The organism is Lapidilactobacillus dextrinicus DSM 20335 (assembly GCF_001436095.1).
In the GTDB taxonomy this organism is placed as follows: Bacteria; Bacillota; Bacilli; order Lactobacillales; family Lactobacillaceae; genus Lapidilactobacillus; species Lapidilactobacillus dextrinicus.
In genome coordinates, this window is sequence record NZ_AYYK01000001.1 from 236,322 (window position 1) to 262,467 (window position 26,146).

29 protein-coding genes and 1 tRNA gene are annotated in these 26,146 nt (G+C 37.6%); 11 read left to right on the top strand and 19 right to left on the bottom strand.

Translation table 11 applies throughout. From position 1 onward, the window contains the following. Positions 1-59 precede the first annotated feature (59 nt). The 3 genes from map to FC84_RS01175 form a co-directional block, all read right to left on the bottom strand. Positions 60-857: a type I methionyl aminopeptidase gene (map, locus tag FC84_RS01165; RefSeq protein WP_057754090.1), complete on the bottom strand. Its 798-nt coding sequence runs from the start codon at positions 855-857 to the stop codon at positions 60-62. Positions 858-1,012: 155 nt separating this feature from the next. Then, the gene (locus tag FC84_RS01170; protein WP_057754094.1) at positions 1,013-1,657 is read right to left on the bottom strand and encodes a deoxynucleoside kinase; all 645 of its coding nucleotides are present in this window, start codon (positions 1,655-1,657) and stop codon (positions 1,013-1,015) included. A gap of 184 nt (positions 1,658-1,841) precedes the next feature. After that, positions 1,842-2,483, bottom strand: coding sequence for an HD domain-containing protein (locus FC84_RS01175; RefSeq protein ID WP_057754097.1), 642 nt, complete (start codon positions 2,481-2,483; stop codon positions 1,842-1,844). Between the two features lie 129 nt (positions 2,484-2,612). Between FC84_RS01175 and FC84_RS01180 the strand changes: the two genes are divergently transcribed. Together FC84_RS01180 and FC84_RS01185 are read left to right on the top strand one after the other, a co-directional pair. Next, positions 2,613-3,467 carry a methyltransferase domain-containing protein gene (locus FC84_RS01180; RefSeq protein WP_057754099.1) on the top strand — a complete coding sequence of 285 codons (855 nt, stop codon included), beginning with the start codon at positions 2,613-2,615 and terminating at the stop codon, positions 3,465-3,467. Positions 3,468-3,513: 46 nt separating this feature from the next. Next, on the top strand, positions 3,514-4,185 hold the full coding sequence (locus tag FC84_RS01185) for a L,D-transpeptidase (RefSeq protein WP_225733076.1): 672 nt from the start codon (positions 3,514-3,516) through the stop codon (positions 4,183-4,185). A 52-nt stretch (positions 4,186-4,237) separates the two neighbouring features. Here FC84_RS01185 and FC84_RS01190 read toward each other — a convergent pair whose 3' ends face one another. Continuing rightward, positions 4,238-4,771, bottom strand: coding sequence for a macro domain-containing protein (locus FC84_RS01190; protein ID WP_057754102.1), 534 nt, complete (start codon positions 4,769-4,771; stop codon positions 4,238-4,240). Positions 4,772-4,787: 16 nt separating this feature from the next. Continuing rightward, positions 4,788-5,378, bottom strand: a complete 591-nt coding sequence (locus FC84_RS01195) for an AAA family ATPase (protein ID WP_057754105.1) — start codon at positions 5,376-5,378, stop codon at positions 4,788-4,790. A gap of 242 nt (positions 5,379-5,620) precedes the next feature. Here FC84_RS01195 and FC84_RS01200 point away from each other — a divergent pair, with 242 nt between their 5' ends. Both FC84_RS01200 and FC84_RS01205 read left to right on the top strand, forming a co-directional pair. Continuing rightward, positions 5,621-6,076, top strand: coding sequence for a flavodoxin (locus FC84_RS01200; RefSeq protein ID WP_057754108.1), 456 nt, complete (start codon positions 5,621-5,623; stop codon positions 6,074-6,076). 5 nt (positions 6,077-6,081) lie between these two features. Beyond that, positions 6,082-6,576: a GtrA family protein gene (locus FC84_RS01205; protein WP_057754111.1), complete on the top strand. Its 495-nt coding sequence runs from the start codon at positions 6,082-6,084 to the stop codon at positions 6,574-6,576. A 100-nt stretch (positions 6,577-6,676) separates the two neighbouring features. Here FC84_RS01205 and FC84_RS01210 read toward each other — a convergent pair whose 3' ends face one another. Beyond that, on the bottom strand, positions 6,677-7,654 hold the full coding sequence (locus tag FC84_RS01210) for a GMP reductase (RefSeq protein ID WP_057754114.1): 978 nt from the start codon (positions 7,652-7,654) through the stop codon (positions 6,677-6,679). A gap of 167 nt (positions 7,655-7,821) precedes the next feature. Continuing rightward, entirely contained in the window at positions 7,822-8,427 is a 606-nt protein-coding gene (locus FC84_RS01215; RefSeq protein WP_057754116.1) for a TetR/AcrR family transcriptional regulator, read from the bottom strand. Between the two features lie 275 nt (positions 8,428-8,702). On the opposite strand from FC84_RS01215, the gene FC84_RS01220 reads away from it, so the two are divergent. Continuing rightward, on the top strand, positions 8,703-9,938 hold the full coding sequence (locus FC84_RS01220) for an aminopeptidase (protein WP_057754118.1): 1,236 nt from the start codon (positions 8,703-8,705) through the stop codon (positions 9,936-9,938). A gap of 277 nt (positions 9,939-10,215) precedes the next feature. Further along, a tRNA-Arg gene (locus FC84_RS01230) sits at positions 10,216-10,289 on the top strand. 61 nt (positions 10,290-10,350) lie between these two features. Here FC84_RS01230 and FC84_RS01235 read toward each other — a convergent pair. The 9 genes from FC84_RS01235 to FC84_RS01275 form a co-directional block, all read right to left on the bottom strand. Continuing rightward, positions 10,351-11,547 (bottom strand): GNAT family N-acetyltransferase, encoded by a 1,197-nt coding sequence (locus FC84_RS01235; protein ID WP_057754124.1) that lies wholly within the window; start codon positions 11,545-11,547, stop codon positions 10,351-10,353. Beyond that, entirely contained in the window at positions 11,547-13,001 is a 1,455-nt protein-coding gene (locus tag FC84_RS01240) for a glycoside hydrolase family 1 protein (protein ID WP_057754127.1), read from the bottom strand. Before FC84_RS01240 ends, FC84_RS01235 begins: the two co-directional genes overlap by 1 nt. 88 nt (positions 13,002-13,089) lie before the next feature. After that, positions 13,090-13,506 carry a DUF3284 domain-containing protein gene (locus FC84_RS01245; RefSeq protein WP_057754131.1) on the bottom strand — a complete coding sequence of 139 codons (417 nt, stop codon included), beginning with the start codon at positions 13,504-13,506 and terminating at the stop codon, positions 13,090-13,092. Next, entirely contained in the window at positions 13,503-13,751 is a 249-nt protein-coding gene (locus tag FC84_RS01250) for a DUF3188 domain-containing protein (RefSeq protein WP_057754134.1), read from the bottom strand. Before FC84_RS01250 ends, FC84_RS01245 begins: the two co-directional genes overlap by 4 nt. Continuing rightward, positions 13,751-13,975 carry a hypothetical protein gene (locus tag FC84_RS01255; protein ID WP_057754135.1) on the bottom strand — a complete coding sequence of 75 codons (225 nt, stop codon included), beginning with the start codon at positions 13,973-13,975 and terminating at the stop codon, positions 13,751-13,753. Before FC84_RS01255 ends, FC84_RS01250 begins: the two co-directional genes overlap by 1 nt. Positions 13,976-14,081: 106 nt before the next feature. Then, complete coding sequence (locus tag FC84_RS01260; protein WP_057754140.1) at positions 14,082-15,464, bottom strand: PTS sugar transporter subunit IIC; 1,383 nt, start codon at positions 15,462-15,464, stop codon at positions 14,082-14,084. Between the two features lie 70 nt (positions 15,465-15,534). Beyond that, entirely contained in the window at positions 15,535-15,858 is a 324-nt protein-coding gene (locus tag FC84_RS01265) for a PTS lactose/cellobiose transporter subunit IIA (RefSeq protein ID WP_057754143.1), read from the bottom strand. Between the two features lie 298 nt (positions 15,859-16,156). Continuing rightward, the gene (locus tag FC84_RS01270) at positions 16,157-17,443 is read right to left on the bottom strand and encodes a DEAD/DEAH box helicase (RefSeq protein WP_057754147.1); all 1,287 of its coding nucleotides are present in this window, start codon (positions 17,441-17,443) and stop codon (positions 16,157-16,159) included. Beyond that, positions 17,443-18,438: a Gfo/Idh/MocA family protein gene (locus FC84_RS01275; protein ID WP_057754150.1), complete on the bottom strand. Its 996-nt coding sequence runs from the start codon at positions 18,436-18,438 to the stop codon at positions 17,443-17,445. Before FC84_RS01275 ends, FC84_RS01270 begins: the two co-directional genes overlap by 1 nt. Positions 18,439-18,689: 251 nt before the next feature. Between FC84_RS01275 and FC84_RS01280 the strand changes: the two genes are divergently transcribed. Next, positions 18,690-19,118, top strand: a complete 429-nt coding sequence (locus FC84_RS01280; protein WP_057754153.1) for a DUF4828 domain-containing protein — start codon at positions 18,690-18,692, stop codon at positions 19,116-19,118. Between the two features lie 50 nt (positions 19,119-19,168). On the opposite strand, the gene FC84_RS01285 is transcribed toward FC84_RS01280, so the two are convergent. Continuing rightward, positions 19,169-20,506, bottom strand: a complete 1,338-nt coding sequence (locus FC84_RS01285) for an APC family permease (protein ID WP_151425821.1) — start codon at positions 20,504-20,506, stop codon at positions 19,169-19,171. Between the two features lie 272 nt (positions 20,507-20,778). On the opposite strand from FC84_RS01285, the gene FC84_RS01290 reads away from it, so the two are divergent. The 4 genes from FC84_RS01290 (at position 20,779) to FC84_RS01305 (ending at position 23,290) form a co-directional block, all read left to right on the top strand. Beyond that, positions 20,779-21,132 carry a YxeA family protein gene (locus FC84_RS01290; protein WP_057754155.1) on the top strand — a complete coding sequence of 118 codons (354 nt, stop codon included), beginning with the start codon at positions 20,779-20,781 and terminating at the stop codon, positions 21,130-21,132. Positions 21,133-21,372: 240 nt separating this feature from the next. Further along, positions 21,373-21,567, top strand: coding sequence for a hypothetical protein (locus FC84_RS01295; protein ID WP_057754159.1), 195 nt, complete (start codon positions 21,373-21,375; stop codon positions 21,565-21,567). An 18-nt stretch (positions 21,568-21,585) separates the two neighbouring features. Next, positions 21,586-22,551, top strand: a complete 966-nt coding sequence (locus FC84_RS01300; protein ID WP_057754162.1) for an SPFH domain-containing protein — start codon at positions 21,586-21,588, stop codon at positions 22,549-22,551. Positions 22,552-22,654: 103 nt separating this feature from the next. Continuing rightward, positions 22,655-23,290, top strand: a complete 636-nt coding sequence (locus FC84_RS01305) for a pentapeptide repeat-containing protein (RefSeq protein ID WP_057754165.1) — start codon at positions 22,655-22,657, stop codon at positions 23,288-23,290. 48 nt (positions 23,291-23,338) lie between these two features. Here the strand turns inward: FC84_RS01305 and FC84_RS01310 are convergent, their stop codons facing one another. Continuing rightward, positions 23,339-24,724, bottom strand: a complete 1,386-nt coding sequence (locus FC84_RS01310) for a gluconokinase (protein ID WP_057754168.1) — start codon at positions 24,722-24,724, stop codon at positions 23,339-23,341. 16 nt (positions 24,725-24,740) lie between these two features. Continuing rightward, positions 24,741-26,108, bottom strand: coding sequence for a 23S rRNA (uracil(1939)-C(5))-methyltransferase RlmD (gene rlmD, locus FC84_RS01315; RefSeq protein ID WP_057754172.1), 1,368 nt, complete (start codon positions 26,106-26,108; stop codon positions 24,741-24,743). Positions 26,109-26,146: the final 38 nt, after the last annotated feature.

Sequence of the window (26,146 nt, forward strand, 5' to 3'; positions counted from 1 at the left end):
ATAAAAAGCCAACCTTGAAATTTCAAGGTTGGCTGATATCAGCAAATTAGAAATCGAGCTTATAAATATTTAGCATCTGCAATAGGATCTTGTGAAGTTAAAATCTTCGGACCATCTTTAGTGATAGCTAAAGTATGTTCATATTGGCAAGACCAACCACCATCAGCTGTTACGTAATATTCCCAAGAATCATTAGGGTCACTGACTTCTTTAGCCATAATTTGCCAAGTACCCTCGTTAATCATTGGCTCGATCGTAATTGTCATGCCCTCTTTAAGACGCAAGCCTTTATGAGGTTCGCCATAATGAGGAACATTAGGTTGTTCATGCATGGTTGGTTGAATACCATGACCAATCAAATCACGTACATCGCCATAACCATTCTCATCTTCTGTGTAATGTTGAATGGCGTAACCAATGTCACCTAACCGATTACCAACAACAGCTTGATCAATACCTAAGTACAATGCTTTTTTAGTAACATCCATTAATTTTTGGATCTTAGGACTAACCTCACCAACAGCATAGCTCCAGCAAGAATCACTTTGATAACCATCAAGGGTTACAGTCATATCTACTTTAACCAAATCGCCGTTATGCAAGATTAAGTTTTGGCGTGGTGTTGCGTGGGCAACTTCGTCGTTAACCGCAACACAAGTAGCATATTTGTAACCTTCAAAACCTTTTTCGCCAGGAATACCACCATGACTGGTGATATAATTATCTGCAAATTTTTCAATTTCCATTGATGAAATACCAGGCTTAATAATGTCACGTAAGCCAACATGAACTGCTGCTAAAAGTGCACCAGATTTGCGCATACCTTCAATTTCACGTGGGGATTTTAATGTAATCAATATATTGCCTCCGTTTAATGTTATGTTAATTATACCGCAAGATAAAAAATATAAAAGCGCTGCGCCTGTTTGTTCGCACAAACCGCTCAACGCTTTATCTATTTATATCAAGCAACGAAAAATGTTAACTGATTGACGAGCAACAATCGACGAGGCTATATTTTGCCCATTTCATGTAACTTGTCTTTAATTTGACCCATGACGATTTCGCGATCTTTAGGATTTTCAACAAAATCATAACGATCACCATCAATCCGAATTTTTGGCGAATACTGATAATTCTTGTACCAAGGATCATAATAATCCAATAATCTATGATAATAATCAACCAATGACGGATCCGTTTGAATTTGTTCATAAGAACGACCACGCTTTGTAATCCGTTTAATCATGGTGTCATAGGAAACATCAATATGAACAAGCAAGTCAGGATTTTTCTTAGGCATGCCTTTAAGTTCTTCCATCATGTTACCTAATAAATCTTTATAGATTGCAACTTCGGTTTGATTAGCGCGTCCCATATCCGCATTCATCTGGAAAAACAACGCATCTTCATAAATTGAACGATCTAAAACATTATTGTCATCTTGTAAAGCTGCTTTAATACTGTGAAAACGAGTATTTAAGAAGTAAATTTGTAAAAGAAAAGCATACTTACTTGGATCAGCATAAAAAAGTGGTAAAACTGGATTATCATCCACACTTTCATAAAAAGCTTTTGTTCCTAATTCCTTGGCAATCATTCCTGTTAATGATGATTTACCTGCGCCAATTGCACCACTGAGTACTAAAACTGTCATCACGTTCTTTCCATTCTTTTTAAGACTTGACCGTCTATCTTACCATTCATTTTGCCGGGCGATCACTAATTATATCGATGGCATATTTCTAAATAAAACCATTCTCAATCTTACACAAGATATAGTATTTTTTCAATCACTTTCCACCATAAATTGTGGTTATTTCATCTGAAATTTGTCCCTGCTAATCATCAAATTCCCACTCATTTTTAAATGTTTGAACAAATTCCTGCATAAAGCGAATTCGTTGAGCCGCGATTATTTTTGCTTCCTCTGTATTCATCAAATCACCTAGTTTAAAGAGTTTCTCGTAAAAGTGATTGATAACCGGTGATTGTTGTCGATAGTCCGCCTTGTTTAATTCAGTTCGCGGTGCAATCTTTGGATCATACATCGGTGCGCCAGTGTGAGCTCCATAATAAAAAGTACGTCCAATTCCAATGGCACCTAAAGCATCCAACCGATCAGCATCTTGAACGATTTGACCATCAAGTGTTAGTTGATAGTGCGTTTTAAGATTTTTAGAGTAGGACATATGATCAATAATATCTAAAACTGCCGCAATTTGCTTAGCAGTTAGTCCTGACTGTTGATAAGTAGTTAATAACTCTGCGCGCTTAGCCACCACATCAGCAACTAATTTATCATCTAAGATATCATGAGTTGCTGCAGCAACCAGCACTATTTCTTGATGTGCTTCAGGTTGACGCTTTAACAAATGACGTGCTAAATTTACAACCCGCTCAATATGCGCGACGTCGTGTCCAGAATGATCTTGTGCCATTTGTTCAACTACATAGTTATGAATCATTTCAAAGTTTATCATTGGCTTGCTCCACTTTAAGCATCTTCAATCTATTAAATTATAACATGGCTTTTCTTTAAGATTAACTTTAGCAGATAATCTTAGCCTGTTTTCATGTTACAATTATTTCTAATTAAGTGAGGAATAACAATGACCATTAAAAAAATTACACAAGGCGCTAATTTCTTAGCAACCTATCCCCAAGTTTTTCGCTGTCCAATTTGTCATCAAGCAATGACAGCTGAGCAGACAAGTCTTATCTGTCCAGATCATCACCAGTTTGACTTATCTAAAAAAGGAACGCTTTATTTTTTACAAAAGCAAATTAAAACCGAGTACACTACTGAAATGTTAGCTGCTCGTGGACGGATGATTCAACGTGGTATTTTTAAACCTATGTTAGATCTCATTAGCGAGTGGTTACCTGCCGATAATCAACTAACAATCGACGTTGGTTGTGGTGAAGGCGGCTTACTAACTCAATTAGCACAACGAGGCTTAAATGGTCCTAAAATTGGCTTTGATATTTCTAAAGACGGTATCTACCTTGCAAGCCAGCAACAAGTTTCCAATACTTTTTGGTGCGTTGCTGATCTAACTAACTTACCTTTTGCCGATCACTCAACATCGACAATTTTAAATATTTTTTCACCTTCTCATTATCGTGAATTTGCGCGAGTACTAACTACCGATGGTACTTTTATCAAGGTCATCCCTGGTCCCAACTACTTGCATGAACTGCGTCAGGCTTTCTTTAATGGTGCTGATAAAGAGAATTATTCTAATGAGCCCGTGATGAAACATTTAGGCGAAGTGGCCACCATTTTAAAACAGCAAGAACTTAATTATCAATTCGAGTTGACCAATAATGAAGCATTTACTGACCTATTACAGATGTCACCATTAGAGTGGCAAGCACCACTTGAACAAGTTGAAGCTTTAAAAAATAACCCGTTCTCCCATATTTCGATCAATTTACAAATTGTTCAGTGTCAGTTAAAATAAATTTATTGTTAGCATCGTGTTCGTTGTTCACGCAGGAGGAATTAGTTTGAGAAAACAAGATCGTATATTGATCACCACAATCATTGTTGCAATGATTGCCGTCATCTCACTTTTAGGATGGCAGATTTATCGCGCTCAAGCTACTACCCACGCGCAAACAGTAGCTCTCACTCAAAAAAAAGCAACCGCTAAAAAAGCCAGTTCCAAAAAAGCTAGTCAAAAAGCCCTTGCGCTAAAAAAGGCCGCTAAAAAAGCAGCCGCTGCTAAAAAGAAGGCAGCTTTGAATCTTTGGAAACATCCTACTGGTGGCACTTATCCCACACTTAAACAAACTGGAACATATAAATTAACTGTCTCACTTAAAAAACAACGCGTCTATCTTGACGACGAGACAACTCATAAACGACTTTATACTATGATTTGCTCAGCTGGTATGGATAACACCACGCCAACCGGAACATTTGCCGTTCAAGAACGTGGCGAATCATTTTATAACAATAGTCTTAGTGAAGGCGCCAATTATTGGGTTTCTTGGTTAAATCATGGGGTGTACTTATTCCATACCGTTCCCACTGATACAGCTGGCAACTATAAGGTTGCAGAAGCTCAAAAGCTTGGCAAACCTGCTTCCCACGGTTGTATTCGTCTCTCCGTACCTGATGCCAAATGGTTATATGATAATATTCCTTTTGGTACTAAAGTCGTTGTTAATAAATAATAAAAAGACTGAAAGCAAAATAATTCGCTTTCAGTCTTTTTATTTAAGTTAATTATTGATTCTCATTAAAAACTGCTTCATAAATCTGAGCTGTTCTCGCATCAAAGTTAACCAAATCAACCTGTTGCACAGAAGTTGATTGAGCTGCTAATGACTTTAACACATCATAAACAATTACAGCTGCACGTTGCACAGGAAAATGATAAACGCCTGTACTAATGGCGGGAAAAGCAATACTAGTTAGTTGATGGTGGTTAGCCAACGCTAAACAGCTTTGATAACATTGTGCTAGTAATTCTGGCTCTCTTGAGTCACCACCGTGCCAAATTGGCCCAGCAGTATGAATAATATATTTTGCAAGTAAGTTAAAACCCGGCGTTAATACCGCTTCACCAACGGCAATTGGCCCTAAGCTTTTTTGTAACGGTGCTAATTGTAAACTAGCAGCACGATTAATAGCGCCATCGACGCCACCACCGGGAATCATTTGCGGATTAGCTGCATTGACAATCGCTTCAGCTTGGCTTTTGGTAATGTCGCCTTGATAAAGACGGACGGTTAACGTCTTAAACTGCTTCACTAACATCATACTACCTCCATTATTAATGGAATCGTTGACGAACACCGGTACCAAACTGAACTAGGCCTTGTAAAACCGGATTTGTTATCGCTGGCTTAATTCTAATGGAACATTGCTTAGCGATCGTGTTCGCAATTTCAACAATCGTCATCTCATTTGTGTCCAAGATCTCAGCAAATTGTGGTGTCTCTGTTTGTTCAGCAACTTGCTTTAAATGAGACAATGTAAAAACGTTATTCAAATTGCCACGTTGTCTTAAACGCTTAGCAATTACTTCAGGCGTTGCTGCCAAGGTAAAATGACGGACGGTAATGCCTTCATTTTGTAAACCACCGACAATTTCGTCAAAATATTGTTGCTTAGAAATTGTCATCGGTACAATAATCGTTTGTTGCGTCGAAGTCGCGATTTTTTTCAAAAGTTGATAATTCCATTGCCGCCACTCTGGATAATCTTCAAAATTTGCCTTTTGCAAGGTTTGCGGTAATTGTTTTGTTAATAACCGCCCGATATCATCTGGATGGTACAAGATAGCACCGTTAATTCGTCGTTGTAATTCAGTAGCTACTTGCATTTTACCAACACCAAAAGGTCCATTTAACCAAATAATCATTTATCTCTTCACCTATTTTATTTATTAATTACATTCTAGCCAGTTTTTCAGAAAATGTCTGCTTTATTAAGCGATTATTAACAAACTTAGTTATTTTTTGACAATTCATCCTTAAATATATCGTCAAATATATCGTCAATTTTGCCTAAATCTTATTTTTTGGTATAATTTCATAGAAATTATCCACAAACATGATTAAGCAAGCTATAATGGGTACTATTAGGACACTGGAGGTTACGCACGTGGCAACAGCTAAGATCGTTTATGCAAGTATGACAGGAAATAATGAAGAAATTGCGCAAATTATGGAAGAACAATTTGAAAATTTAGGCGTTGAAGTTGATACAACTGAAGCTTCTCAAGCCGATGCAAGTGATTTTGAGGATGTTGATATTTGTGTGGTCGCCACTTATACCGACGGCGAAGGCGAAATTCCTGATGAAGCCCAAGACTTCTACGACGATTTACAAGAAGAAGACTTAACCGGTAAAATTTATGGAACTTGTGGTTCAGGGGATCGTTTCTATGGTGATCACTTCTGCGCTACAGTCGACGATTTCGACCATACTTTTGCACAAACCGGTGCTACTAAAGGTGCTGAGAGCGTTAAGATTGATCTAGCTGCTGAAGCTGAAGATATTGAGAATTTGGATACTTTTGTTAAAGAATTAGTTGCTAAAGCCAACGCTAATGGTTAATAAGTATGAATAACCTTCATACTTTTTTTAAAAATCACCGTGATTTTGTTAGTTATACTTTTTTTGGATTTCTAGCATCAGTTATTAACATCGTTTCATTTATGGTGATTAAATCAACTTTTCACGCCCACTATATGTTTGCTAACACTTTGGCGTGGTTAATATCAGTGGTCTTTGGTTTTTTCACCAACAAATCATTAGTGTTTAAATCAGAATACTCCACTGGCTATGCTTTAATAACTGAATTAATTGCTTTTTTCTTTTTCCGTGGTATTAGTTTATTGGCCGATTCAGCCATTATGTTCATTTGTATTACAGGCTTGAACTTATCTAGCTTTACAGCCAAAGTCATTGATCAAATTTTGGTTGGTATTCTTAACTACGCCACTTCTCGTTATACGTTTAGTAAGGACCAGCGTGAAGTTGCTAAACGTTTGCGCCAAAGACGAATAGAACACCATCAACAAAAATTAGCACAAAAAAAACAATCACAGGACTAAAATAACCTCTGAGAAAATTTCTCAGAGGTTATTTTTTATTAAAACGGTAAAAAAGATACTAACCCATTATTTTTGATACGCTAGTATCTTTTTATTGTAATTAATCATGATCACCATTATAAATCGTATGTGGTACTTGAACATAATCTACCGTAGTTAAGGCGGTTAAATCACGGCCACCAGCATAAGAGATTGCCGATTGTAAATCCTCTTGCATTGCGGTTAACTCATCGCGCAGGTCACCTTTAAGGGGGATCAGCACCTTTTTACCCTCAACATGGTGAGAACTTTGCTTTTGATATTGGGAAGCTGAGCCAAAGTACGCTTTATACGTCTGACCAGCATGATCAACTTCTTCACCAGGTGACTGTTCAAAACCAGCTAACATTGAGCCCACCATCACCATGGTTGCTCCAAAGCGAATAGACTTAGCAATATCACCGTGAGTTCGAATACCACCATCGGCGATAATTGGTTTGGTAGCGACACGACTACACCACTCTAAGGCTGCTAATTGCCAACCACCGGTCCCAAAACCGGTTTTAAGTTTGGTAATGCACGCACGACCAGGTCCGATACCAACTTTAGTTGCATCTGCGCCAGCTTGTTCTAAGTCGCGAACGCCATCCGGTGTCCCAACATTACCCGCAATCACAAATGAATTAGGCATGGCCTTTTTGAGGTATTGAATCATTTCAATAACACTATCAGCATGTCCATGAGCAATATCAATTGTAATAAATTCAGGTTGATTTTGTTGTGCAACTAATTGATCGACAAATGTATATTCTTCTGGTTTAACCCCAACAGAAATTGAAGCATACAAGTTACGTTCGTGCATCATTTCAACAAAAGCCATCCGCGTTTCGGGCTCGAAGCGATGCATCACGTAAAAATAGCCATGACTAGCTAACCAAATTGCAATTTCATCGTTAATAACTGTCTGCATGTTAGCTGGAACCACGGGAATCTTAAACCGATATTTTCCTAATTGAACAGAGGTATCTGCATCTTCACGAGAAGCTATCTGACACCGTTGGGGAATTAATTGAATATCTTCATAATCAAAAGTTTGCATGTTTTCACCTATCGTTTGTTTTTATTAACGTCCTAACATATAGTAACGGATATCAAAATCATTTTCAAGTAAATTGTCGTACAATTAAATTGTAATTGCACAAAATAGTTCGTTTTTAATTTAAAATAAAAAAATTGAGAAGCTTTAAAGCTTCTCAATCCTTTAGATTAGTTTGCAACTTGGAACTCAAAATCATCTTCAATTTCATTAGCAGGATTAAACCGATCGTTGTAAATAAAATCGTCTAGTTGTGCTTGTAAGATTTCAACAACCTGCGTTTTCGACATACGAGCATAGCCGCTGGAAATCAAATTAGCAATCCCATTAACAATAATCCAATTGCCGGTTAAGATCCGATAAATTTTTTCAGCCGATAGATCTGCAGCGTCAGTGCGTTTAGCAAAGCGAGTTGTTCCTATGTTTAAAGCAAATTGCTTCATTTCTGTAATGCTTTCTTTATCTTCAATCCATAATGTTCGATATAACATTGGTTGTTCACAAGCAAAATGAATATATGCTAAATCTAAATCAATCAGAGGATCTTCATGGTAGTGTTGGTTGAAAACATGTTTTTGTAAATAAGATTGGATTTTAATAATTGACTGATGTTTTAAATCATCCATGCATTCAAACTCTAAATATAGGGGTTGTGTTGAACAATTCAATTCATCGGCAATTTTACGTGCTGTGAAATTTTGAAAGCCATCACGCATTGCTAAATTAACTGCTGCATTTAAAATATCATTCTTCATAATTGTTTTTTTCCGAGCCATGATCGATCTCTCCTTTATATGTGAAATACTTTTTATTTTTTTGCTTATAGTTTTAATAACTTTTGTATTTGAATAATACCATACCGTTTTATAAAATAAAACCCTTTATTTAGTTTTTTTAAATCGATTCAATTCAAATTTCCTATATTGATTATTGCTTATTTTTATAAAGCAGTCATTGTTCATTAGTCATGACTAGACTAACAATTGTATTTCTAATGAAATCAAGGTGCCACCATGCTAAAATAAGGCTAATTAAGCAAGCAGGTGAGCGGATGGAAGACAAGACTTTTCTAGAACAACTTAAAAAATACGCGGAATTAGCGATTAAAATTGGCTTAAATGTTCAAAAAAATGATGAAGTAATAATCACTATTGCGATTGATCAGGCTACTTTGGCACATTTATTAGTTGAGCAAGCTTATTTAGCCGGTGCCAGGAACGTTATTTTGCAATGGCAAGATGAGCAAAAAAGACGACTAGATTTAACTTATCAAACTGAAACCGAATTAAAACAGGTTGCTTCTTTTAAAAATGACTTGTCGCACTATATTGTTGATAATCGGGTTAAACGCCTAACAGTGATGTCCAGCGATCCTCAAGCACTGGCTGATCTGGACCCTCGTAAAATTTCAGCTGCCCAAAGTGCCAGCAGTTCAGGAACTCGTGCAGTTAAAATGGCAACCGAAAACAATTGGTTAAGTTGGACCATTATCGCAGCAGCCAGTCCTGCATGGGCTCAAAAAGTTTTTCCTGACGAAAATTCAGAAACTAGCACCCAACATTTATGGCAAGAAATTTTTAAAGCTGTCAGAATTGACCAAGAAGATCCACTTAAAGCTTGGCAGCAGCAAAAAGAAAAACTAATCGCTAAAGCTAAATTGCTAAATCAGTATCAGTTTGATCAATTACATTATGTTGCACCTGATACTGATTTAACGATTGGGCTACCTAAAAATCATATTTGGGAAGCAGCCAGTTCATTAAATAAAAAAGGCGAGGAATTTATTCCTAATATGCCAACTGAAGAGGTTTTTACAGCACCAGATGCTAAACGAGTCAACGGTTATGTCCGGGCAACTAGACCGCTTAGTTACGCTGGCACTGTCATCTCGGGAATGGCTTTTACCTTTGAACGTGGTCATGTCATTAAAGTTGAAGCTGAACAGGGCTTGCAGCTACTTAAACAGCTATTAAAAACCGATTCAGGCGCTAGTATGCTGGGTGAAGTTGCTTTAGTTCCCAATCCCTCACCGATTTCGCAATCTGGTATTACTTTTTTCAATACTTTATTTGATGAGAATGCGGCGAATCACCTTGCCCTAGGTGCTGCCTATCCTTTCTCAATTGCTGGTGGTTCAAAAATGAACCAATTACAACTGCAGCTAGCCGGATTAAATGTAAGTCAAATTCACGTTGATTTTATGATTGGTTCTGAAAACATGTCGATTGACGGCCACACGACCGATGGCCAAGTGGTGCCCATCTTCCGTTCTGGTGATTGGGCATGACAACTAATTTTGGATTATTAGTCTTAAGTGGCTGTTTAATTATCGTTTGTTGCTTCATGGTTAGTGTCACGATAATGAACTGGCGCCAGTGGCAACGCCGTCGACTTGTTTTATTATTAAACTCAATTCCAATTATTCTGACATTAATCTCAATTTATTTTTTATTCCATAAAAGTTGATGCCATTTTAAAAAGTCTTATTTGCAATTTTGAACGATAATTGTTAATCGGCTCACCATTGCAAAATCTAAGGTTATTCGCTACAATTAGTAGTGCTTGCGATAGTAGCTCACCTGGATAGAGCAATGGTTTCCTAAACCATAGGTAGAGGGTTCGAGTCCCCCCTGTCGCATGATTAAATAAAGATCATCAAAAAAGGCCTAGAAAATTCTAGGTCTTTTTTTTAATACAGTTTAGAAATAATCCCATAGCATTGGCTTATCTGCATAATTTAAACTTGCTTGCAGCTGAGAAATAGCTGAAACAGTGTTGATCTGACATTGATTAGTTTGAAGCAATTGCTTTAAAGTTCGATAGCCTAAGAACACTTTAGCAAGTTGACGTGTATCAATCACAAGATCTGCCGTTAATTCGCTACTATGCAGTAACTGACCGCGGCCGTCCTTAACTGATAATTCCCACACACCATTATTTTGCGGAATGAATTGGTCTTGAATTTCAATCAGCAATGGCTTAGTTAGATCAGCTGTAAAATGCCATTCTTCAACTAAAGCTTGCCAATCGTTAACCCGGGCCATCATGTAGGGAATAATTGATGTTTGCACGTGATAAGCTTCTGGCATCAAATCATTATATGGCATTTGGTTAGCACTTTCGTAAATAAACTTAGGATAAACATTGGCGTGTTTACCAACAAAATTCATCAGACGTTGAAAACTAGCAAAATTACTAGGCATTAATTCAACCAACTCAAATGCTTCTCCTGAATTGCGTTGATAAATTAAATAACCATCAAGTTGTTGCTGGTCGTCGTATGACAGTGCCACTTCATACTTAGGATGTTTACTATAACGATATTGTTGCCACCAAGAATGCCGAATTAGCGCACCATTTTGACTTTGTTGATTTTGATCATAGATTGAAGCCATCTGCTCTAGTGCATCTGTGAAATTAACGCGTTCCACTGAACCAGCCGCCGACGGTGAAATACGTGGGAATTCTGTAGCCTTGACTTGATAGCAAACCCGATCAAATAATTCTTCAAAGCCGAAACGGCGATAAAAAGTATAAGAGAACGGTGCTAAATAAGATAGAACCACATGATCAGCTAACATTTGTTCAGTGGCTTTTTGCATCAGTTGCGTGATAGACCCGTGTCCACCAAATTCCGGATAGCTGGCCACATAACCAACCGCTCCCATCTGATAATCTTGACCGTGCCAATTAACAGGTAAATAAGTAACCATCAGCGCACTTTGCACATGGCCTTGATCATCAACAATTGCATAATCGCGACTATGCATCGCCAAGTTTAACCATTTAGTTTGGTAAGCTTCATTATTAGGACGATCAAAAGCATAACAACATAATTCGTAATATTCATTCAACAGATCAACATCAGCATGATCAATTTCGATAACTTTTGACATTACTTACTTGCTCCTAAATCTTCACCATTTGTTGCGATTACCTGCTCATACCAGTAGAAGCTGTCCTTAGGATAACGTGCTAATTCTCTTTCGTCTTGTTCATCACGATCAACATAAACAAAACCATAACGCTTCTGATAACCATTTAACCAGCTTAACAAATCTGTAAAGCTCCAAGTTGTGTAACCAACAACTTGAACACCATCACTGATTGCTTCATGAATAGCTTTGACGTGTTCACGTAAGAAATGAATTCGATAATCATCATGAATTTCATGACTGCTCTCTAAAGTATCAAACGCACCCAAACCGTTTTCGGTGATTAAAACTGGCAAATGATAACGACTGTTAATGCGACGTAATGCAATGCGTAAACCAACTGGATCAATATTCCAATCCCAGTCAGTTGTTTGCAAATAATCATTAGTTGCTGACTTAAATAAACCAGGAATACCAGACTCTTGCTTCGTTCCCTTTTTACCAGTCGTGTTTTCTGGTGCTAAACCAATACCATCAGCAAGTGGATTAGCTTGAACAGTTGCTGTTTGATAATAGTTCAAGCCCATAAAGTCAGGACGGGCTAATGGATCAGCAAGTAAGGCTGCATCTTCAGCTGTAATTTCAGGTGCAATTCCTTGTTCTTCTTGCCATTGACGAATGGCATCAGGATAGTGACCATAAGCGTAAATATCCATCCAATAATAAGAATTGAACTGTTCAGCATTGTCAGCCGCTAATTGGTTCTCAGGATCTGCATTAACAGCATAAACAGGACTATAAGCAAAACTTGGTCCAATCTCACCATCGAAATGTTCATGGAAGTATTTAGTTGCAGCAGCATTAGCTAAGTTAGCGATATGGTTAGCGGCATACATCCGCTTAGGATCTTTAACTGCTGGTGGATGGCTTGCCATTAAGTAGCCATGTTGAATGAAGACGTTTTGTTCATTTAACGTGACCCAATGCTTAACTCGATCGCCGTAGTTTTCAAATAAAGTCTTGGCATAATTAACAAAATCAGGAATGATTTGACGTGATTCCCAGCCTTGATATTCATCTTGTAAGGCTTGTGGTAAATCCCAATGATAAATTGTAACAAGTGGTTCAATATTGTGAGCAATTAAATCATCAATTAAATCACTATAAAATTTAATACCAGCTGCGCTAGCTTCACCATTACCATTTGGGAAAATACGCGTCCAAGCAATCGAGAAACGATAAGCCTTTAACCCAGCCTTAGCCATTAATTCAACATCTTCGTGATAACGATGGTAATGATCAACAGCAACATCACCATTGGTTCCCTTAAAAGTTTTACCTGGAATGCGCACAAATTGGTCCCAGACAGATAATCCTTTACCATCTTCACGATAAGCGCCTTCAATTTGGTAAGCGGCAGAAGCTGAACCCCAAAGAAAATCTTTAGGGAATGATTTTAATTTTTTATGTTCCATCTTCATCCTCCAATATTTACGATTAGTTCTACGATACACTTACAAATAAAATAGATGCCAAAATGTTCAAAACATTTTGGCATAGTTGTTAATAAGACTGTTCAATTTGTAGCAGCATTTTCTTAAAGTTACGTCGACGCACGAAACCAAGAATTGATCCCACAAGCACGTCATTCATCTGGCGAATAAAACCACCCTGTGATTGCGTATTCTCTTGGTAAATAACCTCAGTTTGATGATTACCCAAGCTCTTCATCTCATACTTCACATCGAAATCACTCTGATTTGAATGTGTTGTGTAGTAATAAGCTTCATTAGGCACTAGCTTAGTAATCGTAATACGCGCTGACGTCGTCTTGGTAAACTGCTTTATATAAGAATAGCCCTCTAATTGTTCTTCAGAAATGGTATCACCAGTTTGTGTTCGAATATCATACAAAACCGAATCAACAATCTTACGATAGAAAAAATTAGTCGGAATGTTTAATTTTTGCTGGATCTTCATTTCTTAGTCCCCTTCTTAATAGCGGATTGTTGAATTTCACTGGCTGATTTATCCTTAGATTTCATCTTGCCGGCTGCCTTATCTCGCTTTTTACCGCGATGGAAAAAGAAGAAGCCCAAGCCAACAACAAAAATACCTAGCGTGAGTAAATAAATGTCTAGGCCAGTGCCATTCTTACTAGATCTGCCACTCATCATAATGATGTAAAAGCCAAGAGCCATTAAGAATAGGCCATTTGTTGTCATTACTTTTCTACCCCAGCCTGGAAATAGAGCACTGAGCCCCAACGTTGAGCTTTAATTGCCGCTTTTGCAAGTTTAGCTGCTGCTTCAGAATCTTCCATATTAGTGTCAAAAACTAACTTCATACCATTTTGACTTTTAAGTTGGAAAGTCACGCCGTCCTCATTGTAATTGTTCAATAAATCGATAATTTTATCTTGTTGAATAGGTGCGTTTAAAAAGATCATTGGGATTGCTCCTTTATTAATTTTATAGTTTACATAGTATAGAATAAGCCACCAGTCCAACGAATTGCAACTGATGGCTTACGTTTAATTAAAAAACAAGTTCAAACTAAAGTTGACTGTTATTAGCAGCTTCTTCCTTAGCAAACACACGGTTAGACATTTGAACAAATGGTAACCAGATGAAGAAGGCAATGACCATATTAACTAAAGCTAATACAGCAGCACGCCAATCAAGAGTTGCCATGAACGCGTTCAAAATTGGTGGTGTGATCCAAGGAACAGCAACCTTAACTGGTCCAACCCAACCAGCCATTGTTACGAAGTACGCAATGATTGTGTTCACCACTGGTGCGATGATGAATGGCACGAAGTAAATAGCATTCAATACGATTGGCAAACCAAACATAACAGGTTCGTTAATATTGAATAAACCAGGAGCAAATGCTAATTTAGCAACTGCTTTTTCGTCAGCACGTTTTGAGAAGATTAAGATGGCCAGAAGTAATACGATTGTACCACCAGAACCACCAAACCAAACGTAAGCATCAAATGAACCACGAACCCACTTGTATGGTAAGTCGGCATGATTTTGGAAAGCAGTGATGTTGGCAATTTGTGAAGTACCCCAAATTGATTCCAAAACTGGACCCAAGACGTTAGGACCATGAATACCGAAGAACCAGAAGATTTGAACTAATAATGAAACTAAGATAACCATACCAGCTGATTGACCAGCATGAAGTAATGGTGCTTGAATTGTTTGTGATAACCAGTCACCGAAGAATTGACCAGTACCTTTAGTAAATGCCCAGTTAATAATAGCAACAGCATATAATGCAGCAATACCAGGAATTAAAGCAGTAAACGCTTTAGAAACTGCTGGTGGAACTGTATCAGGCATCTTAATTGTGATGTCTTTCTTCATTAAGAAGATATAAACAACAACGGCAATAGCGCCGAAAATCATAGCAGAGAATAATGCAGCAGAACCTAAGTTACCAACGGAAAAAGCACTATTAAGTGTAACGCTGCTTTCGCTTGCAGTAGCACCAGCATTAGTAAATGCTGTAACTGCTGATTTTGGTAATTTATCAGTTAATGCTAACGTAACAGTATTATTAGTACTCATTAAGAATGCTGCTAATGATACTAATGAACCAGATAAACCATCAACGCCGTAATTCTTAGCTAAATGGTAACCCCACATAGCAGCGAAGAATACTGCGAAAATTGATAATGAACCTGTTGAAACAATGCCATCAATTGCAACAACACCTTGGACGAAGCCTGAATTAACAAAGCCCATCCATTTCCATTCTGTTGGGAATGTAACTAACAAGGCATTGATCAATGTTGCTAATGAACCTGCCATTGTAATTGGCATTGTTGAAATAAAGCCATCACGTAAAGCAACTAGCCAAGGAATTGAACCGATTTTAGTGGCAATCGGCACAAGATACTTTTCGAGCCAATCCATTAATTTTTGCATTTGAAAACCTCCGAATTAAAGCTAACCCATGTGTTAGAAATTTTGGTGCAAACATAATTACCCCAAAGAATTATGCGTTTGCTAATTTCTTGTATACATCTACGACCTCACCAGCTAAATCACGGAAAGTAATTGCGTTCATTAAGTGATCTTGACCATGAACCATCAGTAAAGTCACTTTAACGTGATCACCACTAGCTTCCTTAGTCAACATCCCAGTTTGCGAATTGTGAGCTTCGCCTAACGCCGCGTCAGCTTCTTTTAATTTAGCATCTGCTTCATCAAAGTCGCCCTTTTTAGCAGCTTGGATAGCTTCCATTGAGCTACTTTTAGCGTTGCCACCGTTTACAATTAATCCCATAATTGCTTGCAAGTTTTCGTCTTCTTCCAAAATATAGCCTCCCTTCTATATTAGATTTAAAAAACAATGAATAATTGCAGCTAGACTGCTGATGCAGTCGCAATGAAAACAATTTCATTGCATATTTAGAGTCTATCACAACCACCAATTCACAACAAGTTAAAATGTCATCAATTTAATGGAATTGCTCTAGACCACGAACACATTATAAAATTTTAATTCGTCGATTGTCAACCCCTAAAAAATGTGTCATAGCAATATTGGAAACGCCATCACATTTACTGAAAATAACCACCTTTATTTTGTGATTTTCGCAAAAAAGCAGCCAAGTCTACTTGGCTGCTTTTGGATGGTGTTTTCCTTTGCTTTTTTGATCGCGTAATCGCTTCTTCTTACGTGGCTTTTCTTTTTTAGGTGTTGGCTTAGTTTGATGATTGGTTGAATGAGTAATCACCGTATTAGTCCGTTTTTCTAGCGGTTCGCGTTTAATTGGTTTTTCAGTGGACAACTTACCATCGATTAAATAAACAGTTTGTAATTGAAATTGTGTTTTGACCGTTTTCTGTAAATTTCGATGATCATGTTCGTTCCCCAAATTTAAAACCGTCCCCGTGCCAAACATTCGTCCGGTCCGTCCTGCCCGATGAGTATAACTTACTAAAGTTTGTGGCAAATCATAATTAACCACAAATTTTAAATCAGGAAAATCCAACCCACGTGCAGCTAATTCAGTAGTCACTAAATAAGTTAGTTGCTTTTTGCGAAATTGTTGCATGATTTTTTGCCGGCGTTGACTGGTTTCATCGCCCAATAACAGGCCAACTTTTAAATTCAAGAAACTAAGTGTCTTAAACAAAGTTCGGGCACTACCCGTATTTTTGACAAAAACTAAAGCGTTTTGACCATCAATTGGTCCACGTTGTAAACGTTTAAGTAGTTCGGCTTTTTGATGATTACCAATCATCATAAAATCATGTTGAATTTGTTGCTGTTGAAAATCAGCCTGACGTGTGTCAAAACGTTCAAAATCATAGCCAAACCATTTACCTAACTCTTCAAAAATTGGCTGTTCTGTGGCAGACATTAAAACCATTTGTGCATCAGCCGGCATAGTAGCTAATAGTTCTCGAGTAGTATTTAAATGTTCACCATCTAATTGAGAATCAGCTTCGTCAATCACAACTGTTTCAATCCGATCAACTTTCACCAGCTTATTAGTGATCATTTCTTGTAACCGTCCTGGTGTGGCGACAATAATTTCTGGATGTTGTTTTAGTTGTTCTTGTTGCCGTTTAACATTGGCTTTGCCGACAATTCCTTGAATTTTTAAACCTACAGCCTGGGCGTAAGGGCGTAAAACATCGCGCACTTGCATAACCAGTTCAGCACTAGGTTCCAAAATAAGTAATTGCAGACGTTGGCCCGGTTGTAACGTTTCTAATAGCGGTAACCCAAAAGCTAAGGTTTTACCAGTACCTGTAGCGGCGAGCCCTAAAACTGGACCACCCTTTTTTAAAGGCCAATAAACGGCTTGTTGAATTGGTGTTGGCTTAGTAAACCCGGCTTGTTGCCAAATTGGTAAGAATGGTGTGGCCGGTTCTTGATAAATTTCTGTCATTAATTTTGGTCGCTTTCAAATTTAATTTGTGCGCTAGCACGTAATTGATTGAGTACTTGATTAACTTGGCCAGTTAGTTGCCAATAATGAGCAAATTGTGCTTCATCACGATTAGCAAACATCAGACTAAACGCATTGACTTCATCAACTAATGGATTCTCAGTTGATGGTTTAGATAGATCTTGGAAGACGGCCGGACCGTCATAACGGCGAACGATTGATGGCTGACCGAGATTATCAAGCCACAACGTTTGTCTTGCTGCATAAACTTCACTCGGTAAGAAGGACTGTTGATCCTTACCAAAAATTAATGCCACATCAAAATCATCGTAGTGCAAACGGGCTAATCCATGTAAATCAATTCCATTAGCTGCCTTAGTAGCAGAATAAGTTGATTGCTTAGGCAAGCCAAACCAATCAACTGCGGCATAAATTAAATAAACACCTAAGTCATACAAAGCACCACCAGCAAATTTAGTTGAGAAAATATTCGGTTCTTTGCCAGCCTTAAAGTCATCAAAACGACTTGAATATTTCATATAAGCTAAAGTCGCACCAGTTACTTCAGGGAATGCTTTGATTTGTTCACTGGCTGCTAAATAATTGGCATCAAATAAGTGGCGAGCTGCCTCTAAAACATGTAATTCTGGATGTTCCTTTAAAATGCGATCAATTTCTTGATATTCTGCTGTCGTTACAAAAGCTGGCTTTTCAACAATGACATTTTTGCCGTGCAATAATGCTGCCTTAACATCTTGAAAATGTAAACTGTTAGGTGAAGCAACATAAACAATATCAAGATCGGCTGCACTCAAAAAGTTATCCAAATCATCATCAGCTGTCGCTTGAGGAATAAACAGATCATCGATTAATTGTTGTGCTTTAGTTTTCGTTCGGGAATAGACATGCGTAATTTTAAAAGCTCGACTAGCAATGCACGCTTGCAAAAATGTTCTTGTAATTTGGCTAGTTCCAATTGTTCCTACATTGGCCATTTTTTTCTACCTCAACTTTATTTTTTTAACTGATCCTAATGATTTAAACGTTCGCCAGCAAAGTTATCGCGTCATCAATTTCGTGATAAAACTAAGCATTTCATAGCTAAGTTCGCATTGTATAGGCATCGGTTGAAACACCATATTTTCTGTCACCTTATTGTAACAAAAATACAATCAACATATCATGGTTTTTAATACCAAATTAACATCACTGATGATATGATAATAAATGTGTAAAGGAGATTAACATGCGAGTTTCTGATATTTATTCTGCTGGTATTCATGGTATTAATCAAGTAAGCCGCTTTTTAACACAAAAGCGCCATCGTAAACAACAACAAAAACGCCAACCCGATCTAGCCTTGCGTTATGCAGGTGATTGGGCTTTTATCGATCCTAAAACTAATCAGAAGCACGATATGGCAATTTCTCCGGACTTTTCAATCATGATTGATCATCGCGAATTGCCAGGTCGCATTATTGGACTTGACGCTGATCAATTAGTCTTTTTAGACCACTATGGCTTTCAATTAAAAGTCTTTGCCAACCACAATGGTCCTAGTGAGATTTATGATGAGTCCAGTAATCGAACTTATCTAGTCATTAATCATCGTGACGTTCCTCAACAAGACGATGAAACTGAAAACGAACCAGATAACTCTGACGAAAATTATTAAATTAAATAGTAATACCCTTCGAAAAATTCGAAGGGTATTTTTTATGACAATTAATTCAGATCTTGCTCATTATCATGACGTTGTTGCCAATAATAACAAGGAATCCCTAATAGGGTAATGCCAATTCCTAACACAGCTAGACTAAATTGCGTAAACAATGTTGAAATCACAATAAAAGTTCCACCGATAATAGCAATGATCGGAATCCAAGGATAACCCATAACTTTATAAGGGCGCTCAAGGTCAGGATACTTTTTACGTAAAATAAAAACAGCGCCAAAAATCATGGTATTAAAAATCCACATTACAAAAACGACCATATCGGTCAAAAAATCAAAATTCCCCATAAAAATCATCACCACTGCCACCGCTAATTGCACTAAACTAGCTAATAATGGCACCTTAGTATGGGGTGTAGTTTTACGGAAGTGATGTGCAAGAGGAATCGTGTTATTAACGCCCATTGCATAAGCAACTCGCATTCCAGTCATAGTATAGCCATTAATTGCACCATAGACAGAAACTAAAATACCAATAGTTACTAACCGGCCACCAAATGTTCCTAAAATTGCCAGAGCACTATCCGCTGCAGCTGTTGTATTACCAGCTAATTGACCAATCGGTAAGGCTTTTAAAAAAGCAAGATTAATAAATAAATAAACTAATGTTGTTAGACCAAGACCACTAATGATAGCAATAGGTAAATGTTTACGTGGATTCTTCATCTCTCCGGCCATATTACCAACACTAATCCAACCATCGTAGGCAAACATTGCCGCTAATAAGCCACCATTAAGTGCCGTTAACCAACTAACCTGCTCACCAGGATGAATCGGCCACAATTGTAACGTTTGCGCATGGGGATTTATTAAGCCAAAAACAATAATGATAATAATTGGAATCAATTTAATGATCAGCGTTAAATTTTGAACAATACTGCCTAATTTAGCACCTAAAAGATTCAAGCCAGTTAATGAAAAGGCTGTTATAATCGCAATAGGGATAATTAAGCCGCTAGACCAGCCCAATAAACTAATCAATTGCGTGGCAAAAACAATACTCAATGCAGCAATATTAGCTGGATAATAAATCAAAACTTGCGCCCAGCCGAGTAAAAATGATGGCAATTTACCATAAGCAATCTCAATATAATTAACTGCCCCACCTGCTTCAGGAATAGCAGTCGCAATCTCCGCTAGGCATAAGCCACCGGCAATCGTTAAGAATCCGGCGATTACCCAGATGAGCAATAATAAACTAGGCGACATGGTTGAAGCGGCTAATGTTGAAATTTTAAAGAAGACGCCGCCACCAATAACCGTCCCCATAACTGTGGTCAGCGCTGAAGTTAAGCCAATCGAGCGCTGAAGTTGTTCTTTTTGTGCCAAAAACTGGTCCTCCCAACTCCAAATTCTAGTTTGTTGAACGTTGATAATTATTTTACAGGTTTGCGCGCCAACAAAATAGTTTTTTACGAAAATTTATAATTAACCTATGAAAATTTTCACCTGAAGATTAAAATATTAGGTATCGTTAGCCTAAATAGTCCGTTAAAAGTTGTTTCATGACAAATTTGTAAGATAGCTGTAATCAACTTCTATGGTTACAATAGGCTAATCTTGATATGATTAAGAAAAAAATTAAGGGAGCATTAATTCCGATGAAAAAAATCCTATCTATTACAGTCGTTACCCTTACTTTAGTTGTTGGCGCTTGGTTTGCTATCGAACAAATATTCCGTGGTGGTGACACTTACTATACTCAAATTACAACCAATGGTGAGTATCATCCTTATAAAGATGATGCTGGCAATACCATCAGTGACTATTCTTACAAACTACCAGGTTATGATACTGATGGTCGTCAAATCGAGCTCAGTTTTTACGCGAATAAAAATCGTCCCCTAAAACGTAACGCCTATTTAAAAGTGATCTATCATAAAGGTGATGTTCGTTCTTGGGAACAAGTTAGTCGATCAGCCATTCCTAAGAAAGCTTTAGCCCAATTAGATTAAAAACAACTTGCCTTAATTACAATTCGTAATTAAGGCATTTTTGTATATCAAAATTTCATCATGAGATACGATTAAATTATCATTAAAGAATTAATCATGCTAATTGATTGATTTAATCACCTTTATTGATACTTTTTGTTAATTATCAGAAATATTTATGATAAAAAAATATTCATTTATCTAGATACTTTAGGATGGTAATGGCGTATAATGTAGCCAGTTAGATAGCGAGGTGGAGCAATGCTAGATGATCGATTAATTGGCATGACTTTTATTAACACTAGTGAGTTTAATACGGGCACAATCGAGCAATACGGTGTTTACTATCATTATGTCATTGATGGACCAGCGCAAGTTGGTGATACATTAGAAATCGTAGGGGCAACACCATTAGGTTTAATTGTTCGTCGGCATGAATCGCGTTTGACCTATTAAGGGAAGGGGTAGAAAGATATGCTTGGAAATATTGTTTTAGCTATTGTTATTGTCGTTGTTGCGGCACTTTTGCTGTGGATTATTTTCTCATCAATTGCCATTATTCATACAGGTGAAGTTGGCATTGTTGAACGTTTAGGTGTTTATGTTAAAACCATGGAACCAGGATTCCACATTGTTTTACCGATTATTTATCGGATTACTGAAGTTGTGAACATGAAACAAATTCCGATGCGCGTAGCAGAACAAGAGGTTATTACCAAGGACAACGTTGTTGTCAAAATTTCTGAAACCTTGAAATACCATATTACCGATGTTAATGCTTACGTTTATAAGAACAAAGACTCTGTCACCAGTATGGTTCAGGATACCCGTGCAGCGTTACGAGGTATCATTGGTAATATGGACCTTAATGATGTTTTAAATGGTACAGAGGCCATTAATCGGGCGTTATTCGAGCAATTAAGTGAAGTCACAGCTGGTTACGGATTAAATGTTGATCGGGCCAATATTGACTCTGTGGAAGTAGACCAAGATATTCAAGCTTCAATGAACAAGTTACTCCGTGCTTCCCGTGAAAAAGAAGCTAATATTATGCAAGCTGAAGGTTTGAAACAAGCAGCTATTGCTAAGGCCGAAGGTGGCAAACAATCTGCCATTTTGGAAGCCGAAGGTAATAAGCAAACGCAAATTCTGGAAGCTGAAGGTCGTGCCCAAAGTCAACGTTTGCTTTATGAAGCAATTCGCGATCAGATTAATTCTGTTAACGAAGCTTTAGTTAATAACACTGATGCATATTTACAATATAAGAACCTGGAAGCAATGGAGAAAGTCGCTGAAGGTAAGAATAATACCATTGTCATGCCAACAGCTGCTTTAGATAGTCTCGGTAAAATCCCAGCCATTAAACAATTATGGGACCAATCTAAGACTGACGATAACCAATCAACTGCACCAAAAAAAGCAACACCTAGAAAATTATAATCAAAAAATAAATAAACTAATTGGAGTGGACTTTGTTTAATTGAAGCAGGATTTTAGCTACTATTAACATAGATTCATTCCAATTTTTAGTTGGAGCCTTAAGATGACCAAGCCTAAACTTGATATCGAACATTTAATCACTGTAAAATTTACTAATTTGATTGACGATGAAGATCATTTCTTACAAGCAGCTCATTTACAAAATGAAACCATCACCCAACTTAAACTAGCTCACCCAATTTTAGAGTATTGCCTAGTTGAGCACTTTAATTTTATTGCCTGTGATTTCAACAAATTTGAAGCGAGCAACACCATTTTTAAAAATTGTGACTTCTCTAATTGTCAGCTGGATCAAGCCAGTCTTTATCACGTTAGTTTTCAAAATTGCAAGTTAGTGGGCACAGTACTGGATCATTCTTACTTCAATGAGGTCAGCTTCTCTGGATGTTTAATGGATCTAGCAGCTTTAAATAAATGTCAAATTAAAGCAGCTGAATTTATTGAAACACATTTAGAAGATGCTAGTATTGATGATACCAAAATTAAAAAAATCAGCTTTGATCATTGTCAGTTGAACCAACTGAGCCTGATGTTTACCAAGCTAAAAGGAATCGATGTTAGTAGTTGTCAATTTAAGCGACTGGAAGTTGACTATACCCAATTGCGTGGACTTATTGTTAATTCCGAGCAAGCAGCATTACTTGGTCAATTATATTTAGGTCTCAAGTTAACCGATTAAAAATAGCCTTAATTACAACTTTTTATTTGTAATTAAGGCTATTTCTTTTTAATCAAAATAATGTTGATAGTATTGCTGATATTGTTGATGAACTTGTGGATTAAATTTAATTTTATGTGTGGCAATAGTCGTCTGCAGCTGCTGACCTGTTATCAACATATAAAGCCCGGCAATAGGCTCATTAGCTGCCGACAACCAACAATCCAATCCCAAAATATCCGCTGTTAATTGTTGTAAAGCCGTTGATTGAAAGACGCCACCACTAATTGTGATGGGACCATTTACGCCAACTAAATCAGTTAGCTGGTGTAGATTAAGTAACATTCCCTCAAACACACTGCGAATTAAATCAGCACGAGTAGTTTTGATTGTCATATTTTTAAATTCAGCCTGCTTATTAGCATCCCAATAAGGGGCACGTTCACCATTAAGAAACGGCATAAACCTAACCCCATTAGCGCCAATTGGTGATTGCTGCAGAATAGTTGGTATTTCCGCGTGAAATTCTGACGCATGCTGTGCAAATTTTTCACTGGCCCAAGCGATGACATTACCGCCATTATTAGAAGGTGCCCCAATAACATACTGATCCGCATTCAAATAATAGCAAAAATTCTGATGAATTGAATCTAACGCTGTAACGGATGAAACCTTCCGCACCGCAGCACTAGTTCCAATCGTTAAACTATTGGCAGTGCCCGTTGTTTGATAGCCCGCAAAAGCCGCTAAGCAACCATCACTGGCACCAGCCACTACCGTCGCATTTAGCGGTAATGCCAATTGACTAGCCAGTGATGGAACTAGTGAAAAACGTGCGGTGGTATCCGCTAATTCGGCTAACTGATCTTCGTCAATTGCTAATGCTGTTAAGATTTCACGATCCCATTGACAAGTGCTTAAGTTCAACAGACCAGTTGCCGATGCAGTAGCTAAATCAATTCGCGCAACACCAGTGAAAGCTTGGAGAACCAATTCCTTAATACCATACCACTTGGTTGATGTTGAATATTGTGTTTGCTCATGAAAATATTTTATTTTAGCAAAGGGTGACATTGGATGAATCGGTGTCCCTGTTTTTAAATAAAAATCTTTAGCCTGATTGCTTTGTTGAAAATCACGAATAGTTGCTTGTGCTTGTGTGTCCGCCCAAATAAAAATTTGATCGTTTTCTTGACCCGGTGTTACAGGCCAACAACTGTGCATTGGCGCACTAAAACTAATTGTCGCGATTAACTGCCGCCAATCCAGAGGAATGTTAGTAATGCCCTGTTTAATTTGTGCTAATAATTCTTGTGCTGATTGATATTTAGCACCATTATCGCCATAAAAAGTTTGGAGTGGTAACGTCTGCTGATTAACGAACGCTCCAGAAGCAATAACGCCAATCTTGATTGCAGTGGTGCCAATATCAATCCCTAAAAATAAATCTTTCATGCCGTCTTCCTTCAAATTAAGCTAATGTTAACGCAGTAACACTTTCAATATGATTGCTCATTGGGAACATATCAACTGGTTGAGTTGTCGTACCAATATAGCCACCATCAATTAATAAACGTAAATCCCGAGCTAGTGTTGCTGGATTACAAGAAATATAAACTAACTTCTTAGGTTTAGCTTTTAGGACAGCCTCAATGAATTCTGGTTGAAGACCCTTACGCGGTGGATCAACAATTAAAACATCCATGGCCTGATCTTTTTCAACCCATTCTGGCAAAATTTCTTCAGCCTTCCCTACTGTAAAATCAATATTTGTCACGTGGTTGAGTTTGGCATTAATTTTAGCGTCAGCAATTGCTTCCGGCACGATTTCAATTTCACGTACTTGTTTAACATGATCTGCAATTGAAATCCCAATCGTGCCAATGCCAGAGTAAGCATCAATAACCACTTCATCAGGTTGTAAATCAGCCAATTCAATGGCTGTTTGATATAAATTCTCAGTTTGTTCAGGATTAACTTGGTAGAATGATTGTGCTGAAATACGGAATTTTTTGCCTAATAACTCATCTTCAATATACGACTCACCAAAAACAGGTCGTTCTTGAGCACCTAAAATTACGTTCGTCGCTTTCGGATTGTAATTAACAATAATGCTGGTAACTTCTGGCAACTCACTAATTTGTGCAACAATTGTGTCTTCTTGTGGTAAACGACGTTGCCGACTAACTAACACAACCATTTGTTGACCAGTTTTGTGCGCCCGCCGCACCATAATATGGCGAATCACACCCGAATTATGTTCCTCATTATATGCTGACACATGTAATTCACGTAAAATATCACGAACAGCTTCAACAGTTGCATCAATTTTAGGATCTTGAATCATAAAATCAGTCATCGGTACTAACTGATGTGAGTGTTGCCGATAAAAACCAGTTTGAAGCCAGCCATCAATTTGCCGAACTGGAATTTGCGCCTTATTACGATAGTGCAACGGTGCTGGGGCAGCCAATGTTGGCTTTACTTCTAAATCTAACTTATCCTTTTGGAACAATGATTTAATTTGTTCCTGCTTGAATTTTAATTGTGCCGGATATGATAAGTGTGCTAATGGCGCAATACCGGTTTGTAAATAAACCGAATTGTCTTGACTAACCCGATCAGGACTAGTTGTGATAAATTCTAGCAAACGACCAAATGCATAATTTTTGTTTGCTTTGGTAACCACATACTTAATCTCTTCACCAGGTAACGCATTACCAATAAAAATTGGATAATGTTCATTGACCTTGACCACACCCATAGCCTGATAAGTCAGGTCCATTACCGTGCCGGTTAACACGTCGTTTTTCTTAACTGGTGCACTAATTTTTGCCATAATAACTCCTTTTATTTTGTCGGTTCAATTCCATTACT

Coding starts and splice junctions, on each gene's coding strand:
- FC84_RS01170 (WP_057754094.1), bottom strand. CDS start 1,657: ATGACAGTTTTAGTACTCAGTGGTGCAATTGGCGCAGGTAAATCATCA.
- FC84_RS01175 (WP_057754097.1), bottom strand. CDS start 2,483: ATGATAAACTTTGAAATGATTCATAACTATGTAGTTGAACAAATGGCA.
- FC84_RS01180 (WP_057754099.1), top strand. CDS start 2,613: ATGACCATTAAAAAAATTACACAAGGCGCTAATTTCTTAGCAACCTAT.
- FC84_RS01190 (WP_057754102.1), bottom strand. CDS start 4,771: ATGTTAGTGAAGCAGTTTAAGACGTTAACCGTCCGTCTTTATCAAGGC.
- FC84_RS01195 (WP_057754105.1), bottom strand. CDS start 5,378: ATGATTATTTGGTTAAATGGACCTTTTGGTGTTGGTAAAATGCAAGTA.
- FC84_RS01205 (WP_057754111.1), top strand. CDS start 6,082: ATGAATAACCTTCATACTTTTTTTAAAAATCACCGTGATTTTGTTAGT.
- FC84_RS01210 (WP_057754114.1), bottom strand. CDS start 7,654: ATGCAAACTTTTGATTATGAAGATATTCAATTAATTCCCCAACGGTGT.
- FC84_RS01215 (WP_057754116.1), bottom strand. CDS start 8,427: ATGGCTCGGAAAAAAACAATTATGAAGAATGATATTTTAAATGCAGCA.
- FC84_RS01220 (WP_057754118.1), top strand. CDS start 8,703: ATGGAAGACAAGACTTTTCTAGAACAACTTAAAAAATACGCGGAATTA.
- FC84_RS01235 (WP_057754124.1), bottom strand. CDS start 11,547: ATGTCAAAAGTTATCGAAATTGATCATGCTGATGTTGATCTGTTGAAT.
- FC84_RS01240 (WP_057754127.1), bottom strand. CDS start 13,001: ATGGAACATAAAAAATTAAAATCATTCCCTAAAGATTTTCTTTGGGGT.
- FC84_RS01245 (WP_057754131.1), bottom strand. CDS start 13,506: ATGAAGATCCAGCAAAAATTAAACATTCCGACTAATTTTTTCTATCGT.
- FC84_RS01250 (WP_057754134.1), bottom strand. CDS start 13,751: ATGACAACAAATGGCCTATTCTTAATGGCTCTTGGCTTTTACATCATT.
- FC84_RS01255 (WP_057754135.1), bottom strand. CDS start 13,975: ATGATCTTTTTAAACGCACCTATTCAACAAGATAAAATTATCGATTTA.
- FC84_RS01260 (WP_057754140.1), bottom strand. CDS start 15,464: ATGCAAAAATTAATGGATTGGCTCGAAAAGTATCTTGTGCCGATTGCC.
- FC84_RS01270 (WP_057754147.1), bottom strand. CDS start 17,443: ATGACAGAAATTTATCAAGAACCGGCCACACCATTCTTACCAATTTGG.
- FC84_RS01275 (WP_057754150.1), bottom strand. CDS start 18,438: ATGGCCAATGTAGGAACAATTGGAACTAGCCAAATTACAAGAACATTT.
- FC84_RS01280 (WP_057754153.1), top strand. CDS start 18,690: ATGCGAGTTTCTGATATTTATTCTGCTGGTATTCATGGTATTAATCAA.
- FC84_RS01290 (WP_057754155.1), top strand. CDS start 20,779: ATGAAAAAAATCCTATCTATTACAGTCGTTACCCTTACTTTAGTTGTT.
- FC84_RS01295 (WP_057754159.1), top strand. CDS start 21,373: ATGCTAGATGATCGATTAATTGGCATGACTTTTATTAACACTAGTGAG.
- FC84_RS01300 (WP_057754162.1), top strand. CDS start 21,586: ATGCTTGGAAATATTGTTTTAGCTATTGTTATTGTCGTTGTTGCGGCA.
- FC84_RS01305 (WP_057754165.1), top strand. CDS start 22,655: ATGACCAAGCCTAAACTTGATATCGAACATTTAATCACTGTAAAATTT.
- FC84_RS01310 (WP_057754168.1), bottom strand. CDS start 24,724: ATGAAAGATTTATTTTTAGGGATTGATATTGGCACCACTGCAATCAAG.
- rlmD (WP_057754172.1), bottom strand. CDS start 26,108: ATGGCAAAAATTAGTGCACCAGTTAAGAAAAACGACGTGTTAACCGGC.